This window comes from Tangfeifania diversioriginum (genome assembly GCF_900141875.1).
GTDB classification, from domain to species: domain Bacteria; phylum Bacteroidota; class Bacteroidia; order Bacteroidales; family Prolixibacteraceae; genus Tangfeifania; species Tangfeifania diversioriginum.
The window spans coordinates 1-16,282 of record NZ_FQZE01000013.1 but is presented as its reverse complement, the minus strand read 5'-3'; the positions used below and the strand labels follow the sequence as shown (position 1 = coordinate 16,282).

The 16,282-nt window shown below is 43.1% G+C and carries 10 protein-coding genes; 1 reads left to right on the top strand and 9 read right to left on the bottom strand.

Annotated features, from left to right (window positions below; genetic code table 11):
* Positions 1-16 precede the first annotated feature (16 nt).
* From BUC07_RS09700 to tsaE, 3 genes are all read right to left on the bottom strand, one after another.
* On the bottom strand, positions 17-871 hold the full coding sequence (locus BUC07_RS09700; RefSeq protein WP_073168871.1) for a LytR/AlgR family response regulator transcription factor: 855 nt from the start codon (positions 869-871) through the stop codon (positions 17-19).
* A gap of 29 nt (positions 872-900) precedes the next feature.
* On the bottom strand, positions 901-2,121 hold the full coding sequence (locus tag BUC07_RS09695; protein WP_073168869.1) for an alanine dehydrogenase: 1,221 nt from the start codon (positions 2,119-2,121) through the stop codon (positions 901-903).
* Between the two features lie 90 nt (positions 2,122-2,211).
* Complete coding sequence (gene tsaE, locus BUC07_RS09690) at positions 2,212-2,634, bottom strand: tRNA (adenosine(37)-N6)-threonylcarbamoyltransferase complex ATPase subunit type 1 TsaE (RefSeq protein ID WP_073168867.1); 423 nt, start codon at positions 2,632-2,634, stop codon at positions 2,212-2,214.
* 154 nt (positions 2,635-2,788) lie between these two features.
* Here tsaE and gcvH point away from each other — a divergent pair, with 154 nt between their 5' ends.
* A complete protein-coding gene (gene gcvH / locus BUC07_RS09685) occupies positions 2,789-3,169 on the top strand; it encodes a glycine cleavage system protein GcvH (protein ID WP_073168865.1) in 381 nt (126 codons plus the stop codon).
* A 99-nt stretch (positions 3,170-3,268) separates the two neighbouring features.
* On the opposite strand, the gene BUC07_RS09680 is transcribed toward gcvH, so the two are convergent.
* The 6 genes from BUC07_RS09680 to BUC07_RS09655 all read right to left on the bottom strand — a co-directional run bounded on the left by BUC07_RS09680 (position 3,269) and on the right by BUC07_RS09655 (position 16,163).
* Entirely contained in the window at positions 3,269-5,824 is a 2,556-nt protein-coding gene (locus BUC07_RS09680) for an adenosylcobalamin-dependent ribonucleoside-diphosphate reductase (RefSeq protein WP_073168863.1), read from the bottom strand.
* Between the two features lie 304 nt (positions 5,825-6,128).
* A complete protein-coding gene (locus tag BUC07_RS09675) occupies positions 6,129-7,382 on the bottom strand; it encodes a 3-deoxy-D-manno-octulosonic acid transferase (protein WP_073168861.1) in 1,254 nt (417 codons plus the stop codon).
* A 23-nt stretch (positions 7,383-7,405) separates the two neighbouring features.
* Positions 7,406-8,095 carry a lycopene cyclase domain-containing protein gene (locus tag BUC07_RS09670; RefSeq protein ID WP_073168859.1) on the bottom strand — a complete coding sequence of 230 codons (690 nt, stop codon included), beginning with the start codon at positions 8,093-8,095 and terminating at the stop codon, positions 7,406-7,408.
* A gap of 342 nt (positions 8,096-8,437) precedes the next feature.
* Positions 8,438-9,964, bottom strand: coding sequence for a glycoside hydrolase family 30 protein (locus BUC07_RS09665; RefSeq protein WP_073168857.1), 1,527 nt, complete (start codon positions 9,962-9,964; stop codon positions 8,438-8,440).
* A gap of 12 nt (positions 9,965-9,976) precedes the next feature.
* Positions 9,977-12,097, bottom strand: coding sequence for a beta-galactosidase (locus tag BUC07_RS09660; RefSeq protein ID WP_073168855.1), 2,121 nt, complete (start codon positions 12,095-12,097; stop codon positions 9,977-9,979).
* Between the two features lie 853 nt (positions 12,098-12,950).
* Positions 12,951-16,163, bottom strand: a complete 3,213-nt coding sequence (locus BUC07_RS09655; RefSeq protein ID WP_073168853.1) for a beta-galactosidase, LacZ type — start codon at positions 16,161-16,163, stop codon at positions 12,951-12,953.
* Between the last annotated feature and the right edge of the window lie 119 nt (positions 16,164-16,282).

The window sequence follows — 16,282 nt, the reverse complement described above, 5'->3', positions numbered from 1 at the left end:
GGACAGCCGGAAATGGTCAGACCGGATTCTCCATGGCATTTTTTACCGAGAGCACATACTGCCGCGACACTTTTATCTCGCGCGGATAATCGTAGAGTTTTAATTTGAGTCCTTCCGGGGTTTTCAGCACTTGCTGAATATAATTTGAATTTACAATGCAGGAACGGTGGCACCGCAGCAAAAAAGGAACATTCGAAAGTTCCTTTTCAGTTTTTTTCATCGTGCTTCTGATTAATCGCCGGGCAACCTTGTTTTTGTCTTTGTAAATAATTTCCACATAATTTGAGGCCGCCCTGATCACTATTATTTGCTCAGGGAAAAGTGTAAAATATTCACCTTGGTTTTCCGATTCAAATTCGATGAGGTCGTCGCTTCCTTTTTCTGCTTTCGGTTGACTGAAATCGTTGTCTTGATTTAACAGATGTTGTAACCGCAATCTCAGCGTGTGGTATTCATAAATAATGACTAAAAACAGCGTGGGGAAAAGCGAAATCAAAACGATTTTTACCGTAAGCGAAAAAGTAATTTCAATGTTGGCGACATAGGTAGTGTAAAAGGCAAAGGCAACACTGTTTAAAATGACAAAAATGATGTGCAGCACGATTTCATTTTTCTGGGTCCATTTTTCCGGTAAAAATAATTTAGGGAAAAGCGAGGGGGCAAATATACGAAGCAGCGAAAGCAAAATCAGTGTAATAACTCCATATCCGGTAATTATCAGCAATTTTTTGTTGAAATCAGTAACAGGAGGATCGAGTGGCTGCAAAAACAGCAAAAACAGGAAAAGCCCGAGACTGACACCGGAAATGGACTGTAAATTTAGCTTCAGATCGTCATTAAAAGGGTAGAATTTATTTAATGAATTAAACATTTTATCTGTTTCAATCGGTTGAAGAAATTTCAGAATACCGCCAGCAACAAGTTAATATCGTTCGATGGAAGATTAAAAAGGTTGCCCACTTCGCGGTTGGTTAAAATTCCATGGTAAATGTAAACTCCTTTGCGGAATCCTTTCGACGTTTTGATGTAATTGTCAACACCGCCGCTGTCGCCAATAGCCAGTAAAATGGGAATAAGAATATTGCTGAGCGAAATGGAAGCCGTGCGCGAAACAATTGACGGCGTATTGGGCACACAGTAGTGCACCACTCCATGTTTAACGTAGGTCGGATTATTCAGATTGGTACATGTTGACGTTTCAAAACATCCTCCCTGGCTGGCGTTCAGGTCGATAATTACCGAGCCTTCTTTCATTTGTTTTACAAGATCTTCGGAGACTTTAAACTTCGGAGTAGTGTTAAACGACATGGCTCCAATTACCGCATCGGCAGAAACAAGCGCCTTGCGCAGAACCTTGGGGTAAAATACCGAAGTAAAAATTCTCTGACCGAGTTTTTCTTCCAGTTTGCTTAAATCGTAAACCGAAGTGTCGAAAACTTTTACAAGAATACCAAGCGACAGGGCTGCGCGGGCAGCGTACTCGGCTACTGTGCTGGTTCCAATAATCACCAGTTCGGCAGGTGTTATACCGGTAACTTCGCCAAAAAGCACACCTTTCCCTTTGTGGGCGTTGCTCAGGTATTCACTGGCAATGGTAATGGAAGTGGCACCGGCAATCTGGCTCATCTGATGCACCACAGGCATGAACCCATCTTCGTTTTCAATGCTTTCGAAGGCAATAGTTGTTACCTTTTTTTGCATCAGTTTTTGAATCGATTCGCTGCAGTGCGCCTGAATCTGCATATTTGAAATTACTGTTTGATTGCCGCGGAGGAGTTCAATTTCGTCGGTGCTGAAAGGCGCTACTCTTAATATTATTTCGCACTGAAAAACTTCCTCTTTATCTTCAACAATTACAGCACCGGCTTTGCGGTAGTCATCGTCCGTGTAGCTGGCATGCAGCCCGGCTTTGGTTTCAATGTAAATTTCGTGCCCGTACGAAGTTAAAAGGTCAACAGCTTGCGGCGTTAATGGAACCCGGTATTCAACTTTTGAATAGTCTGAAGGGATGCCGATTTTCATTTTTTTTCCTCTGCTTTGTATTTCGAGTGTCTCTTCCTGAGGCATTAACATGGTTTTTGAAACCGAAGCCCTTTCTGATGATTCTTTACCGGTTGTCATAAGTACTAATTATTTGCTGTAATTGGCGTAACAAGTTACATTCAAATGTGCAATTTTCAAAATAGGGAATTGCTGAATTTGCAGGTTCGGTTAAACTGTTCGTGCAGTGATTATCCGGTTTTCGTTTTCCTGTGCTTCAATTTTCACCTCCACATAGTTTTCCGGGAGAAGGGGTTCAATTTTTTCGGGCCATTCAATCAGGCAGTATTCACCGCTGAAAAAGTAATCTTCATACCCCAGGTCGAATGCTTCTTCCATGCTTTCAATCCGGTAAAAATCAAAATGAAAAATGGAATGCTGCTCAGCGGATTTGTATTCATTGATGAGCGCAAAAGTGGGGCTGATAACATTATCAGTCGATCCTAAAACTTTGCAAATAGCCTGGATGAATGTTGTTTTTCCGGCTCCCATTTTTCCGTAAAAGGCGAATATCCGCTGACCGGGAAACTGCTCAACGAGTTTTTTGGCGGCCTTTTCAAGGGCTTTTATCGAGGTTGCTTTTTCTGAATACATATTCAAAATCATTTATTTCAATCCCTGCAATAATACGAAAAGTGAAGCATAAATTTATGGTCTGGTTTAAAATCAGGAAAAACGATTTCGGATTCGGGCTTTGTTTTCATGAAAATGTTTTAATTTTGAAAAAAACTAAAAAAATGTAATTATTATGAAAATACCTGCAGATTTAAAATACACGGAAGACCATGAGTGGGTAAAAGTTGATGGTGACATTGCCACAGTTGGAATAACCGATTTTGCCCAGGGTGAATTGGGAGACGTTGTTTTTGTTGAAATTGAAACCGAAGGCGAAGAGCTCGATAAAGGCGAAACCTTTGGAACCGTGGAAGCGGTAAAAACAGTTTCCGATTTGTTTATGCCCGTGGGTGGCGAGGTAACAGAAGTGAATGAAGCTCTTGAAGATGAGCCTGAAATAGTGAATAAAGATCCTTACGGAAAAGGCTGGATGGTAAAAATAAAATTCAATGATTCATCGGAGCTGGATGATTTATTGTCACCCGACGATTACAAAAAAATGATTGAAGCCTAACCTTTATTATCATATTTTGGCCTGTTGTTTTGCATGACAGGCAATAAAAAACCAGGATTATTTGATAATCCTGGTTTTTTAGTTTCAGCCTTTGCAGTATTATCCGCATTTTGAGTTTCCACACGAGAGGCAGGTTAAACAACCTTCCTGGTAAACCACGTCTTCCGAGCCGCATTCAGCGCACTTGGCATCTTCGGCCAGCGTCCCGTTCGGGATGTATTTTTTCAGTGCTCTTGCCACACCGGCTTTCCACGAGTTAATGGTTTCGTTGTCGAGCTGCAGGCTGGTTACCAGCTCTACTACTTTATGAATGGGCATTCCGTGCCGCAGTGTTCCCGAAATTAATTTGGCGTAGTTCCAGAAAACCGGGTTGAATTTGAACGAAAGCCCTTCGATAGTGGTTTTGTAGCCGCGTTTGTTCACGTACTGAAAATCGTAGCGCGAAATTCCGTCGGAATCCTTGCTTTTAATAATGTAGCCTTTTGTTATCGAGCGGGGTAATAGAATCCCGTCTTCATCGTCCGATAACCCGGTAAAAATTTCGTAGGGTTTGTTGTCCATTAACCCAATAAAGGCAATCCATTTTTCCTTGTTGTTTTGGAAACGAACCACATCGGCTTCCAGTTTGTCCGGCCGGTCTGTGGGGAAGATATCTACTTTTTTGTTGTCATCTTCATTGTTCGAAAGCAACACGCCTGAGCGTGAGCCGTCGCGGTAAACCGTTACACCTTTGCATCCGCTTTTCCAGGCCTCGAAATAGAGTTCTCCAACCAGCTCTTCGGTGGCTGTCGATGGCAGGTTAATGGTTACACTGATGGAGTGATCAACCCATTTTTGAATACGGCCCTGCATCCTCACTTTCGACAACCAGTCCACATCGTTGGAAGTGGCCTTGTAATAAGGTGATTTTTTTACCATTTCGTCCAGCTCTTCTTGAGTATATTCGCGGTTAAGTTCGTATCCCTGTATTTCCATCCAGGTTTTAAATTTGTGATGAAATACGGTGAATTCTTCCCAGTGATCGCCCACTTCGTCAACAAAGTCAACACGAACATCTTTATCGTTTGGATTTACCTTGCGGCGGCGTTTGTAAACTGGCAGAAAAACAGGTTCAATTCCCGATGTTGTTTGTGTCATCAGGCTGGTGGTTCCGGTTGGCGCAATGGTAAGCAGGGCAATGTTGCGCCGGCCGTATTTCATCATGTCTTCGTAAAGTTTTTCGTCGGCTTCTTTTAACCGGGTAATAAACGGGTTGTCGGCTTCTCGTTTGGCATCGTAAATAGAGAAAGGGCCACGCTCTTTTGCGAGAAATACAGAAGACCGATATGATTCAAGTGCTATGTTTTTATGGATTTCTTCTGAAAAATCAACAGCAATATCACTTCCATACTCCAGCCCCAATGCGGCAAGCATATCACCTTCGGCAGTGATGCCAATTCCTGTGCGACGGCCTTCCTGTGCTTTATGCCTGATTTTACTCCACAGGCTTTTTTCAACAAACTTTATTTCTTCATCTTCCGGATCCGAGATAATTTTTTCAAGTATGGCATCTATTTTCTCCAGTTCCAGATCGATGATGTCGTCCATAATGCGTTGGGCAAAATGAATATGTTCTTTGAAAAGTCCGAAGTTGAATTTGGCTTCCCTGGTAAACGGGTTTTCAACATACGAATACAGATTGATGGCCAGCAGCCGGCAACTGTCATAGGGGCAAAGCGGAATTTCGCCACACGGGTTGGTGGATACGGTGCGGTAACCCAGGTCGGCATAGCAGTCGGGAACCGATTCGCGGGTAATGGTATCCCAAAACAAAATTCCCGGTTCGGCCGATTGCCAGGCATTTTTTACAATTTTTTTCCAAAGGCGGGTGGCATCAATCTCTTTTTTGTAGGTGGGGTTTTTGCTGTTTGTCGGGTAGCTTTGAACGTAGTTTTTCTCTTCTCCCACAGCTTTCATAAATTCATCCTGAATTTTTACCGATACGTTTGCCCCGGTAACTTTTCCCTGTTCCAGTTTGGCATCAATAAAGCTTTCGGAATCGGGGTGTTTAATGGCCACGGAAAGCATGAGTGCCCCGCGACGGCCATCCTGCGCCACTTCGCGTGTGGAATTGGAGTAACGCTCCATAAAGGGAACAATGCCAGTTGAGGTAAGTGCCGAGTTTTTTACCGGTGAGCCTTTTGGGCGAATGTGCGAAAGGTCGTGCCCTACTCCGCCGCGGCGTTTCATGAGCTGCACCTGCTCCTGGTCAATTTTCATTATGCCGCCGTACGAATCGGAGTTGCCATCGTTGCCAACAACAAAGCAGTTGGAGAGTGAGGCAACCTGGTAGTCGTTGCCAATCCCGGTCATGGGGCCACCCTGCGGTACAATGTACCTGAAATCCTTAAGTACCTGGTAAATTTCGTTCTCTTTTAACGGGTTAGGGTACTTTTTTTCAATGCGGGAAATTTCTTTGGCCAGACGATGATGCATGTCGTCGGGTGTACGTTCAAAAATATTTCCGAAAGAATCTTTAAGGGCATATTTGTTTACCCATACCCTTGCAGCCAAATCATCGCCTTTGAAATACTCCTGAGATGCTTTTACCGCTTCTTCCTGCGAAAATATTTTTTCCCCGCTCGTGGTTTTTACTGTTACTTCTTCGTATGCCATAGTGTTCAGCTAATATATTTAATACATTAATAATTTTCTATAGTAAAAATAGCGTTCTGTCTTCTGTTTTGGATTTGTGCATTGCAAGATAAAACAGATAGCAAACAAATGGAATATTATTTCTGATAAAAAAATTAAAAGTTATCAACTTTGATTTGTTAGTGTGCTGTAGTTCAGATTTTTGTCATGTTACTTTTTGAAAAAAGTTTACCAAATTTTTAAATTTAGGAACAAAAAGCACAATTTTTTGTAATGGGATTTTTGGTTCGAAAAATCAAATTTTCGGGCAATTTTTTGCCTGAAATTAGTGTGCCAAACTGTGCTGTTTGTTGAAAACTTTTTTTATGATAACAGATGTGGCTCCCGTGTTTTTTTCTACATATTTCTTGCAAACTGCAGCTGAATTTTTCAAATTTTCAGGGTTTTCGAGTAATGATTTAAAAGTAGTGTTTAGCTCGTTTTGGTTATGAATAGCATAGGCTCCACCACGTTCGGCCAGGTCAACAGCTTCTTTAAATTTTGAATAATTGGGGCCAAAAATTACCGGTAATCCATAGGTAGCTGCCTCCAAAATATTGTGGATGCCAACTCCAAAGCCACCACCTATGTAGGCCACGTCTCCGTAGCGATAGAGCGATGAGAGTACCCCGATGGAATCAATTATCAACACCTGGCATTCACCTGGCACATTATTTTGGATATTACTGAACAATTGAGCGGGCTTTTTCAACATTTGTTTCAGCCTGTTAATATTTGCAGCTGAAACTTCGTGAGGAGCAACAATCATTTTTACATTGCTGGTATTGTTGATAAATGCTGCAAGTAGTTCTTCGTCTGGTTTCCAGGTGCTTCCGGCAATAATCAGTTTGGATTGGCCCCTGAATTTTTCAACTGCCGGAATTTCTTTGGCTGCCGCAGCTATAGCCGCTACGCGGTCGAAACGGGTATCGCCCGAAACGGTAAAGTTGTTAACACCAATTGAAGATAGCAATTCGGCAGATTTCTTATTCTGAACAAAAAAGTGTTTGAACCGGAACAGCATCTTTTTGTACCAGCGCCCCCAGGCGTTGTTTTTGAAAAAGTGCTGGCCTTCCCTAAAAATTCCTGAAATGAGATACACCGGAATGCCTTGTTTTTGTAATTCAGAGATATAAAAGTGCCAGAATTCATATTTTATAAAGAATGCTTTTTCGGGCTGTACAATTTTCAGGAACTTTTTTGCATTTCGTGGCGTGTCAAAAGGGAGGTAGGAAACGATATCGGCCAGCGGATAATTTTTACGGATTTCATACCCGGAAGGGGAGAAAAAAGTGAGTATGATCCTGTATTGCGGATATTGCTTTTTAATTTCTTCAATAACCGGGCGGCCTTGTTCAAATTCGCCCAGCGAGGCGCAGTGCAACCAGATGTAGCGCGAATTGGTCTCAATTTTTTTTGACAGGTTTTTGGTCCAGTTTTTCCGGCCTTTTATTGCCATGCGGGCTTTTGGATTGAACAGAGAAGCCAACCGGATAGCTAATGCATAAATGTGAATTCCGGTTTTGTATAGAAATTTCATTTTCAGCGGGTTCTTTTTTACGGTTAATAAAACTGCGTTTTCCTGAGGTATTCATAAATGGTGAGGTTCATTAGCAGCAGCAGAAAGAAATAACCAAAATCTTCAATTGGTATGGTAAAAATCCTGAGACCGAGAATATGCATATCGTTGTATTCAACTACAGGTAGTGCGGTTAAAATTCCGTTTATAATTAGCATGGGTACCAGGGCAATAAGATAAGTGAGATAGAATTTGGTGTAGTGCTGCTTGAAACGGTTGCGGAAAACAGTGTAACCAAAATAGATGGTAAGCAAAAAGAAGTTGAAGAAGGTGTAAAGTTTTTCACGGAAGAAATAAGCCGTTAAGGCAAAAACAACCAGTAAAACCAGGCTTACACCAACAAAAATTTGGGGCTTTTCGAAGTGGGGGAGTTTTACGTTCAGGATTTCGTATATAAAAACGCTGCAATAGGGAATAACAATAAAAAACAGCCACTCTTCAAACGGGAGGTTTAAAATGTAAATGCCCGTTACATATTCCGGATTAAATTTCCAGATGCCCAGCTCTTCGAAACGTAAATCCCAAATAATGAAAATGGCCCCTGTAAAAATAATTGCAGGGAGAAGGTATTTCAGTTTGGTGTAAAAACGCACCTGTTTTTCAAAACTGAAAGCCAGCGGAACAGCAAGCGATCCGAGCATTAATAAAAGATAGGTGAAATTTTTAAATTCCATTTTTTGTTGTTTCGCGCAAAGGTAATTGAAAATCTCAAAAGTTGAGAGTTCTTATAAAAGTCTAAAAGGTGCAATTTGTTTAGTGAAGAGAAAAATCGTACACTTGAATTAAGTTTTACTGAATCTTAGTCGCCCCGAGCCTTCTATTAGATTATTCTTGAATAAGCCGGTTTAGTGTCAAGTCAAACGTAAAATCAGGGATTGTCATTTCGAGTCCTCACCCAATTTTTTTGGCATAATGAGGCAATGATATAACCGGTGACTGTCATTTCGACGAGTTTACGAGGAGAAATCTGCTCCTACAGATAGAGTTTTCTCCTCCTGCGTCGTCGAAATGACAGTTCATGGTTGATTCCACACTAGTGTAGTAACACTTCGCGGAGCAATTTGTATTTCATCCCTTATTTTGAATTCGCTCAAATATTTCAAATCATTTTGTTCTGAAGTTTCATAAATCCTTCCTGTTTTTGAACTACCCGGGAGGTTTAGTTTAAGCTCTTTTCCTGAATTTCCCCGATTCAGGACAACTGTGACCAATTCCCCGTTTTTGTTTTGAAAAGCAGAAATTTTTAAATCCGAAGTTTCCGGGTATTCTGCAGAAATTCTTGTTGCGCCCGGCCTCACAAACCGCGAATAATTGCCGAGTGCCCACAACAATTTCGATTCGTAAATATCGCCGCCGGTTTTGTTTTTGTCGATATAAACCAGACCATCTTTGTAATCGTACGGACTCACCGCCAGCCACCAGTGCCAGGCACTTGCGTTGGCAATGGTCAAATCGGCATGGATCACGTTGGCTACAAAAAGAGCAGTTTCCATTCCCAAATCACGGCCGTTTCCCCTGAAACCGTCGTTATCGCCCAAAATACAAAATTCGCTCATCGAGAATTCAAGTTCCGGGTCAACCTGTTCAATTTCTTTGCGAAGTTTCGTCCGTACTTCCTTCAGAACCTCATCGTTAGTAGTGGTAAAATAGCTGTGTCCGGCAATTTTGTGTGCCATGTTCGGAATGTCGCCCACAAAATTATCAGAGGTTGGCGAAAAGAATTCCCTGATTTGATTTCCGCGTTCTGCATCATTCCCCGCTTCGTACAGATGGTTGAGCTGCCCGGCCTCGGTAATTTCAATCTGCGTGGACAAGCCGGCATTTTTTAGGTCATTTCCCAGAATTTGGCACAGTTGGGCAATTTCCGAATTTTTCCAGGGTGAACCTTCCTGACCGCCTTCCCAGTCCCATTGTGGCTCGTTTACCGGCGACAGGTAATCAAATAACACACCTTCATTTTGCTGAATATTTTGGATAACCTCCACCAGGTATTCACTGAATTTTGGAAGGTTTTCAGCCGTCAGGTTCATCGAATTTCCACCATCGGAATGGGCTTTGCCGTTTTTAGTGAGTGCCACCGGCGGACTGTTCACAAATCCGATGAATGTTTCCACACCTCGTTCTTCGGCTGCTTGCAAAAACCAGCGCTGGGCACTTTGTTTGTCCCAGTTGTAGCTGTCGTCATCCTGTAAAAAACTTTCTGCCCGCCGCCACGGATCGTCAATTCCTGAATCATTTCCCTGCCGCGCACTGCCGGCACCAATGTTAAACCGCCAGCAACTCAAGCCAATTCCCTTGGGCGAACCGTCTTCATTTATTTCCAGGCTGAAGAGCAAATCGGCAATTCGGTTCTTTATTTCATCGGGCCAGTTGCCAACAAACTGGCAGCTCCAGGCATCCGAAGCGCCGAAATTATGAATTTCCTGGTAGGTTACTTCAGGTTTGAGGGTAACTTCAACTGCACTTTCTTCTGAAAAAGAATTGTCGTTTCCTGTTGTACACGAGAAAAAAACAGCAAAAAGCAAAAAGTGAATCCACGTCATTTTTAGCATATTTTAATAATGAATTGATGGAATTTTCTGAATCACTTCGTCAAAAGGTGCTTCCTGCCCGTCAGCAATTTCATACATTTTTGAATGACTTTCGATGGCTGCATTTGTCAGCTCTTTGTACGGGCGGTTGCAAATATCCATAAAACCGATGTTGTAGTTTTCGCCGTCGAAGCGGCCAAAAACAGGCTGGTCGAGCCACTGAAAATAATGGATGCCAATCAGTTCAGGCCTTGCAAGTCCCTGCTCCAGGTAATAACGGTAGGCTTTCCCACGGGCTTCCTGGTTCAGTGCTCCCTGAATTCCAGTGGCCGGCAATCCGCGGTCGATGGCGCCAAAATGAAATTCGCCAATCATCACCGGTTTACCACTTATTTCTGCAATCTCAGCAGTTTCAGGCGGCCCCGGATTTCCATACCCGTTGATGGAAAATACATCGAACCGGTCGCCGGCTTTGTAAAGCAGGTCGCTGCTGATCCACGCGTAACGCATTCCGAGATTCAGGTGATTTGGATCGATTTTTTCTACTTCATCACACGGCACATCCACATATTTTTTTACAAGAATTTCAGAAAAAAGCCAGAAATCTTCTTTCGCAATTGCTGAAGGATAATCTTCGAAAATATGCCCGGTGATGGCTTCAAAACTTTCAAATTCGATTCCCCATTTATCACTCAGATCATCAATCGATTTGTAACGTTGCGAAAGCCATTTTGCAAACATATTTTTTGATTCTGACGGTTGTTCCGTTGCAAACATTTCGTAGGCAATGTCGTGCGCACCAAAAGCCCAGTGGGGCTCATTCCGCAGAAAATAACCGATGAGGTAGGGATCGTTTTTAAATTCACTGAGCTGTTGTGCATATCGTTGGGCATTTTGCAGGTATTCTTCTGAAAACACATCGGGGAAATCGCGGAACAGTTTAATTTCTGTGGAAGGAAATCCGCCGAGAGGCAGAACATAAGGAATCTGCGCTTTTTGGGCGTACTCAATATCCGACCAGTTGCCAATGGTATTGAGCCTGAATTCACGGATTTGTCCCGAGGTGATGGTTTCCCAGTTTTCGCGCCAGTTTTCACCAAAAACGCGCGTCAGGTTGGTTTTGTAAAAATCAACCTGAACCTGATCGCCACGTCGGGAATAAGCATCTTTAAAAACTGCATCGGTGGAGTCGGGCAGCCATTCAAAAAGATCTTCCTGACCGGAAATCATGCCGGTAGCATTGTTTCTTATACAATCCACACCCACTGAAACGAAGGCATACCCTTCCGGATCAACCAGCCACCAGCGGTTGCCGTCGTGGTGCGTTCTGAAAAAACCGGTGGCTTCAAACTGTTTTTCTTTCCAGCCGCCGTATTTGCTCCAGTTTTCGGGGAAGCTGGATGACGATGCTGAATTTAACTGCTCCTCCAGCAAATTTTTCAGCTCGGCTTTGCTTTTTGTTTTTCCGGGCCAGTCGCGCGCAGTCCATTGCCCGAGGCTGTCAACAATCGGCGATTCCAAATCCGGGAACGGTTGAGGAACTTCTTTTGTGAGATAAACGGCTGCCACTTCAAATTCGGGCATAAAATAGGGCTCCATCCACGGCGCAAAATTTATAGCAACCTTCGAAATTTCTTCAGGTTTCATGCGGTTTCCAAGCACTGTTCCTTTGAGTTGCCGGGGGAAACGGGGCATAAAAATTTCCTGCCCATTCAGGTGCTCAAGCGGAAAAATCAGCTTGGTCTTTAGTTTGGGCAGCACACCAATTTTTGCTGCCATTCGTGGTGTTTCTGCTTCATTTCCTGATTCTTCGCCGCTTTGTGCCACAATGGTTTCACCGGCTTTTTCATTCCTGAAAAACTCAAGATTTATGACCCCGCTGAAATCGTTGGCATGCCAGATTTCGCAAACCAGGTAGTTGGCATCTTCCCAGATGGAAGCGTCGTTGCCTTCCCAAATTACCAGATTTTGACTTTCAGAGTGTGGTTGAATTTTAAGCACTTCTTTTTCAAATACAGTCCCCGGGCTGAGTTCGGAGATTTTGGGATTACTTTCCTGGATTTTTAGGAGATCCAGATTGCTTTTGTTTGTGGTAGTGCAGGAAGTTACAAGAATTATTGCCAGCAAAAGAAGCAGATTTTTCATTGGTTCCAGGTTTTTAATTTGGTTAAAGATAATTGAAAAAGATAAAATCGTTTTACCAGTGAAATGAATTCTTTACTAAATAATCAATGTTCGGGTTTTGTCTTGACAGACGGGCTTTGCTTTTCTTATGGAGTTGAAAAGTAACAAAGAATCAAAAAAAAGAATTAGCTGATTTATGAATAGAATATGTGGAGGAAAACGTGGGCGCAAACTTTTTATCATAAAAATAGTTTTCAACAAATAAAGATGTTTAGCACATAATTTGTTATTCCCAAGCGCTTCAAAAAGTTAGATTTTTCTACCCGAAAATTTGATTTAAAAAACAAGATTATCGTAGAATTTTATTTCTGTTTTGGTAAACTTTTACTAGAAAGCAATAAGGTAAGTTGCTCATTAATAGCGTGATAACAAATTGGGGTTGATAACATTTAATTTTTTATTGCAAAAAATTGTTCTTATTAGTTTCTATGTTAAGTATTTTTGTATTAAAGATTTTAACTAACAAATCCGGCCGTGGTAGGACCGGATTTGATTAAATGTTTTTATGGTGACAAATAAGACGCCAATCAAAGGACGCCTGACTTTGTTTGGTAAAAGTCGGAAATTTTTTCGACAAAGGCAACAGATGTTGCGATTTATGCAACAGTTTTTAACTAATTTAACAATAGAAATCACTGTGATTCTTATTGTTAGCATGTTCTCCTAACAGAAGGCCCCGCTTTGGCGGGGCTTTTTGTTTAACTCAATTATACAGCGAAACTCAATAGATGGCAAAATTTGTAATCCGGGATAAACAAAAAAAAGCCGCAGAGGATCCGAAAATTCCCTCTGCGGCTTTCTCAAAATAAGTCTTTTACAATTTCTGTTTACCCATTTCCTTCGGATTATCTTCCGGAGAAATCGCTTTCATTCGGAATGAATAGCTGTATTCATCTTCGGTGAGGCGGTACTCATCATGTGTCCATGCTCCCCAGCTGTTGTCGCCGCCTACGCCCATTTGTTTGTAGTCGATGTTTACCGACGTCAAATCTCGTGGTTTCACATCGGTGGTGTGGCGATTCACTACGCGTACACCTTCCACCTGGCGTCCGTCGGTGCGTTCCGGCGACTCAAAATCTTCCAGCAGGTTATGGTGCGCACTCACGTTCAGCAGCGGTCTGCCATCGAAAAACAAACCGTAACCTTCTGGGTTGGTGATGGCTGCCCAGCGCACATCGGTCCGGTTACCGTTCTCCTGCGGACGCAGGTATTCCCAACCAAGGTCAGCGACGGCTCCGTTGTAAAGCCCCACCAATGCCGAAGTTTTTCGGTCCCAGTAACTTTCATGCGGACCACGCCCCAGCCAGGTCATCTGGTCGTATTCGTGTGGCATTACCAGGTTCATTCCCATGCGCACAATTTCGGGCAGGTCATCTTTTGTCATTTTGAAATGGTTTTCAACTAACACATCGCCTGAACCGTAAACCGAGTAAGAGGAACGATAATCGGCAATTTTTTCATTGTTTTCATCTGCCAGGTCAAATTTGAATTCTACCTCAACGAGGTTGTTCGCTTTTCTGCTCACAGCAACAGCTATAATTCGCCGGTTTTCGCCTGCTTTTCGCCAAACACGACTGCGATTATGCAGGTTGTTTCCATAATCATTGTCGATAGGAGCCCTCCAGAAATTGGGCACCGGACCTGATTGAAGGAATTCGCGATCACCCGTTTTATAGCTTGAAATGAGGCCTGCATTTTTGTCGAAAGTAACGGTAAATCCTTCTCCTGAAACAACTACTTCATTGTCGGTTTCATCAACTGAAACTTCCGGCATACCGGCAACTGCTAGCATTTTTTCAGGAGCAGAAAAGGGCAGCTCAAACTGTTCGGCAGCCAGTTCTGTTCCGGCTTCCAGCAACCCGTCTTTTTCCTTCAAACTGGCCGAAACATTCAGGAAATATTCCACTCCCGGTTCGGGTTGCAATGAAACATCAACCGTTACATTTTCCGATTCTCCCGGGTTCAGGTTAATGTTTTCAAGTTCACCTGATTTTATGGTTTCGCCATTTCCGGTTACTTCCCATGTAAAATTGAAATCGGAAAGATTTCGGAATGCATATTTATTTTTAATGCTGAAAATGCCTTTTTGCAAATCAACCGGCTCGAACCCGATGTGCTGGTAAACTTTTTTCACTTCCAGCAAATGAGGTTTTACAGTGCGGTCGGGTTCAACGAGGCCGTTGAGACAGAAATTTCCGTCGGAGGGCACATCTTCGGGCCCGAAGTCGCCGCCGTAAGCAAAAAACTCTTCGCCTTCTTCGTTGGTTGTCAGCAGTCCCTGATCGACCCAGTCCCAGATAAAACCACCTTGCAATACATCGTATTTTTCAATCACATCCCAGTAATCCTGCAGGTTACCCACACTGTTTCCCATTGCGTGCGCATATTCACACTGAATGAGCGGTTTGGTGGGATTGGTCTGTGTATAACGTTCCATCCCTTCAATGTGCATGTACATGGGGCAGAAAATATCGGTGTTTTCGCCACCGTGAGCCTGCTCGTACTGCACCGGCCGTGTTGGATCGGCCATTTTCAGGTAATTGTAAGTGGCCATAAAATTCACGCCATTGCCGGCTTCGTTACCCAGCGACCAGGTGACAATACTTGGCTGGTTTTTGTCGCGTTCGTACATGTTTTTGGTGCGGTACAGGTGTGCCTGTTTCCAGTCTTCGTCTTTTGCCAGCGATTCGTCGCCATACCCCATTCCGTGCGATTCAATATTGGCTTCGTCAATCACGTACAATCCGTATTCATTGCAGAGCTCGTACCAGAGTTCCGGTTGCGGATAATGCGAGGTGCGCACTGCATTCAGGTTATGCGATTTCATCACCTCGATGTCTTTCAGCATGGTTTCTTTGTCAACCACATGGCCGTTGACGGGGTGATGTTCATGTAAATTGGCACCTTTCATATAAACGTACCGACCATTTACAAGAAGCATTGCATCTTTGATTTCAATGGTTCTGAAACCTACATCCTGCCTGATAACCTCCACGATTTCATCATTGTTTTTCAGGGTGATAATCAGCTCATAAAGGTTGGGGATTTCAGCCGACCATAATTTTGCGTTGGGTATTTCTTCCTCAAACTGAATGTTTTGTTTTCCGTTGCTGACACTTTCTGTAAAAGCTGCCACTTCGTTGCCATTGTCGTAAAGGACAGCCTCAATTTCCGTTGCGCCGGCACTTTCTCCCTCGTTTAACACATCAATGGCGAGTGAGAACTGACCGTTGGTATAGGTTTCGTCAAGCCCGGAGAGCACTTTAAAGTCTTTAATTTGCTGTGGATTTCGGGCTAAAAGATAAATGTCGCGGGTGATTCCGCTCATCCGCCAAAAGTCCTGGTCCTCGAGATAAGAGGCATCAGACCACCTGAAAATTTCGATGGCAAGCGAATTTTCTCCGGGTTTCAGGAATTTGGAAATATTGAATTCTGCAGGAGTTTTGCTGTCTTCGCTGTAACCCACGTATTCTTCGTTCACCCAAACATTTACCATTGAACTGGCAGCGCCAATATGCAGGATGATGTCTTTGCCGTCCCAGTCGGATGGAATGGAGAACGTACGTTTGTACGAACCCACCGGGTTGTAATGATCCTGAATGACAGGCGGTGTTTTTTCGTGCGGGTAGGTTACGTTGGTATAAATCGGATAGTCGAAACCTTCCAGTTCCCAGTTCGACGGTACTTTTATTTCGTCCCAGTCGCGGGTGTCAAAATCATCTTTGAAAAACCAGTAAGGGCGTTCCGAGGGGTTTTGGGAAAGATTGAATTCCCATGTTCCGTTTAAAGACTGCAAAAAAGGCGATTGCCATTTATTTTCGGCGCGGGCCTGGTCAACAGTTTTATAGGGGATAAAATGTGCCCGCGGTGCCAGCTTGTTAATTTGGAACACTGTGGGATCTTCCCAGGCCGGAGGGTCGTTTTCTTCATAAGGTACATTGGAATAATCGGTGTACCGGTTGCACGAGGCAAGGACAAGGATCGTAAAAATCAATGAGGGTAGTGTTAAATACATTCGTTTCATCATGGCAGGAATCTTTATTTATTTACTAATTAGGGTTTGCTGAAAAACTAACGATTTATTTTTAATAGGCATTGTTCAACTCCGTTATTAGCAGGTTGAAAATTCACTAATAATTCCATTGT

What these genes read in the sequence shown, in the direction of transcription:
- BUC07_RS09700 (WP_073168871.1), bottom strand. Translation starts at nt 871, where the DNA reads ATGTTTAATTCATTAAATAAATTCTACCCTTTTAATGACGATCTGAAG.
- BUC07_RS09695 (WP_073168869.1), bottom strand. Translation starts at nt 2,121, where the DNA reads ATGACAACCGGTAAAGAATCATCAGAAAGGGCTTCGGTTTCAAAAACC.
- tsaE (WP_073168867.1), bottom strand. Translation starts at nt 2,634, where the DNA reads ATGTATTCAGAAAAAGCAACCTCGATAAAAGCCCTTGAAAAGGCCGCC.
- gcvH (WP_073168865.1), top strand. Translation starts at nt 2,789, where the DNA reads ATGAAAATACCTGCAGATTTAAAATACACGGAAGACCATGAGTGGGTA.
- BUC07_RS09680 (WP_073168863.1), bottom strand. Translation starts at nt 5,824, where the DNA reads ATGGCATACGAAGAAGTAACAGTAAAAACCACGAGCGGGGAAAAAATA.
- BUC07_RS09675 (WP_073168861.1), bottom strand. Translation starts at nt 7,382, where the DNA reads ATGAAATTTCTATACAAAACCGGAATTCACATTTATGCATTAGCTATC.
- BUC07_RS09670 (WP_073168859.1), bottom strand. Translation starts at nt 8,095, where the DNA reads ATGGAATTTAAAAATTTCACCTATCTTTTATTAATGCTCGGATCGCTT.
- BUC07_RS09665 (WP_073168857.1), bottom strand. Translation starts at nt 9,964, where the DNA reads ATGACGTGGATTCACTTTTTGCTTTTTGCTGTTTTTTTCTCGTGTACA.
- BUC07_RS09660 (WP_073168855.1), bottom strand. Translation starts at nt 12,097, where the DNA reads ATGAAAAATCTGCTTCTTTTGCTGGCAATAATTCTTGTAACTTCCTGC.
- BUC07_RS09655 (WP_073168853.1), bottom strand. Translation starts at nt 16,163, where the DNA reads ATGATGAAACGAATGTATTTAACACTACCCTCATTGATTTTTACGATC.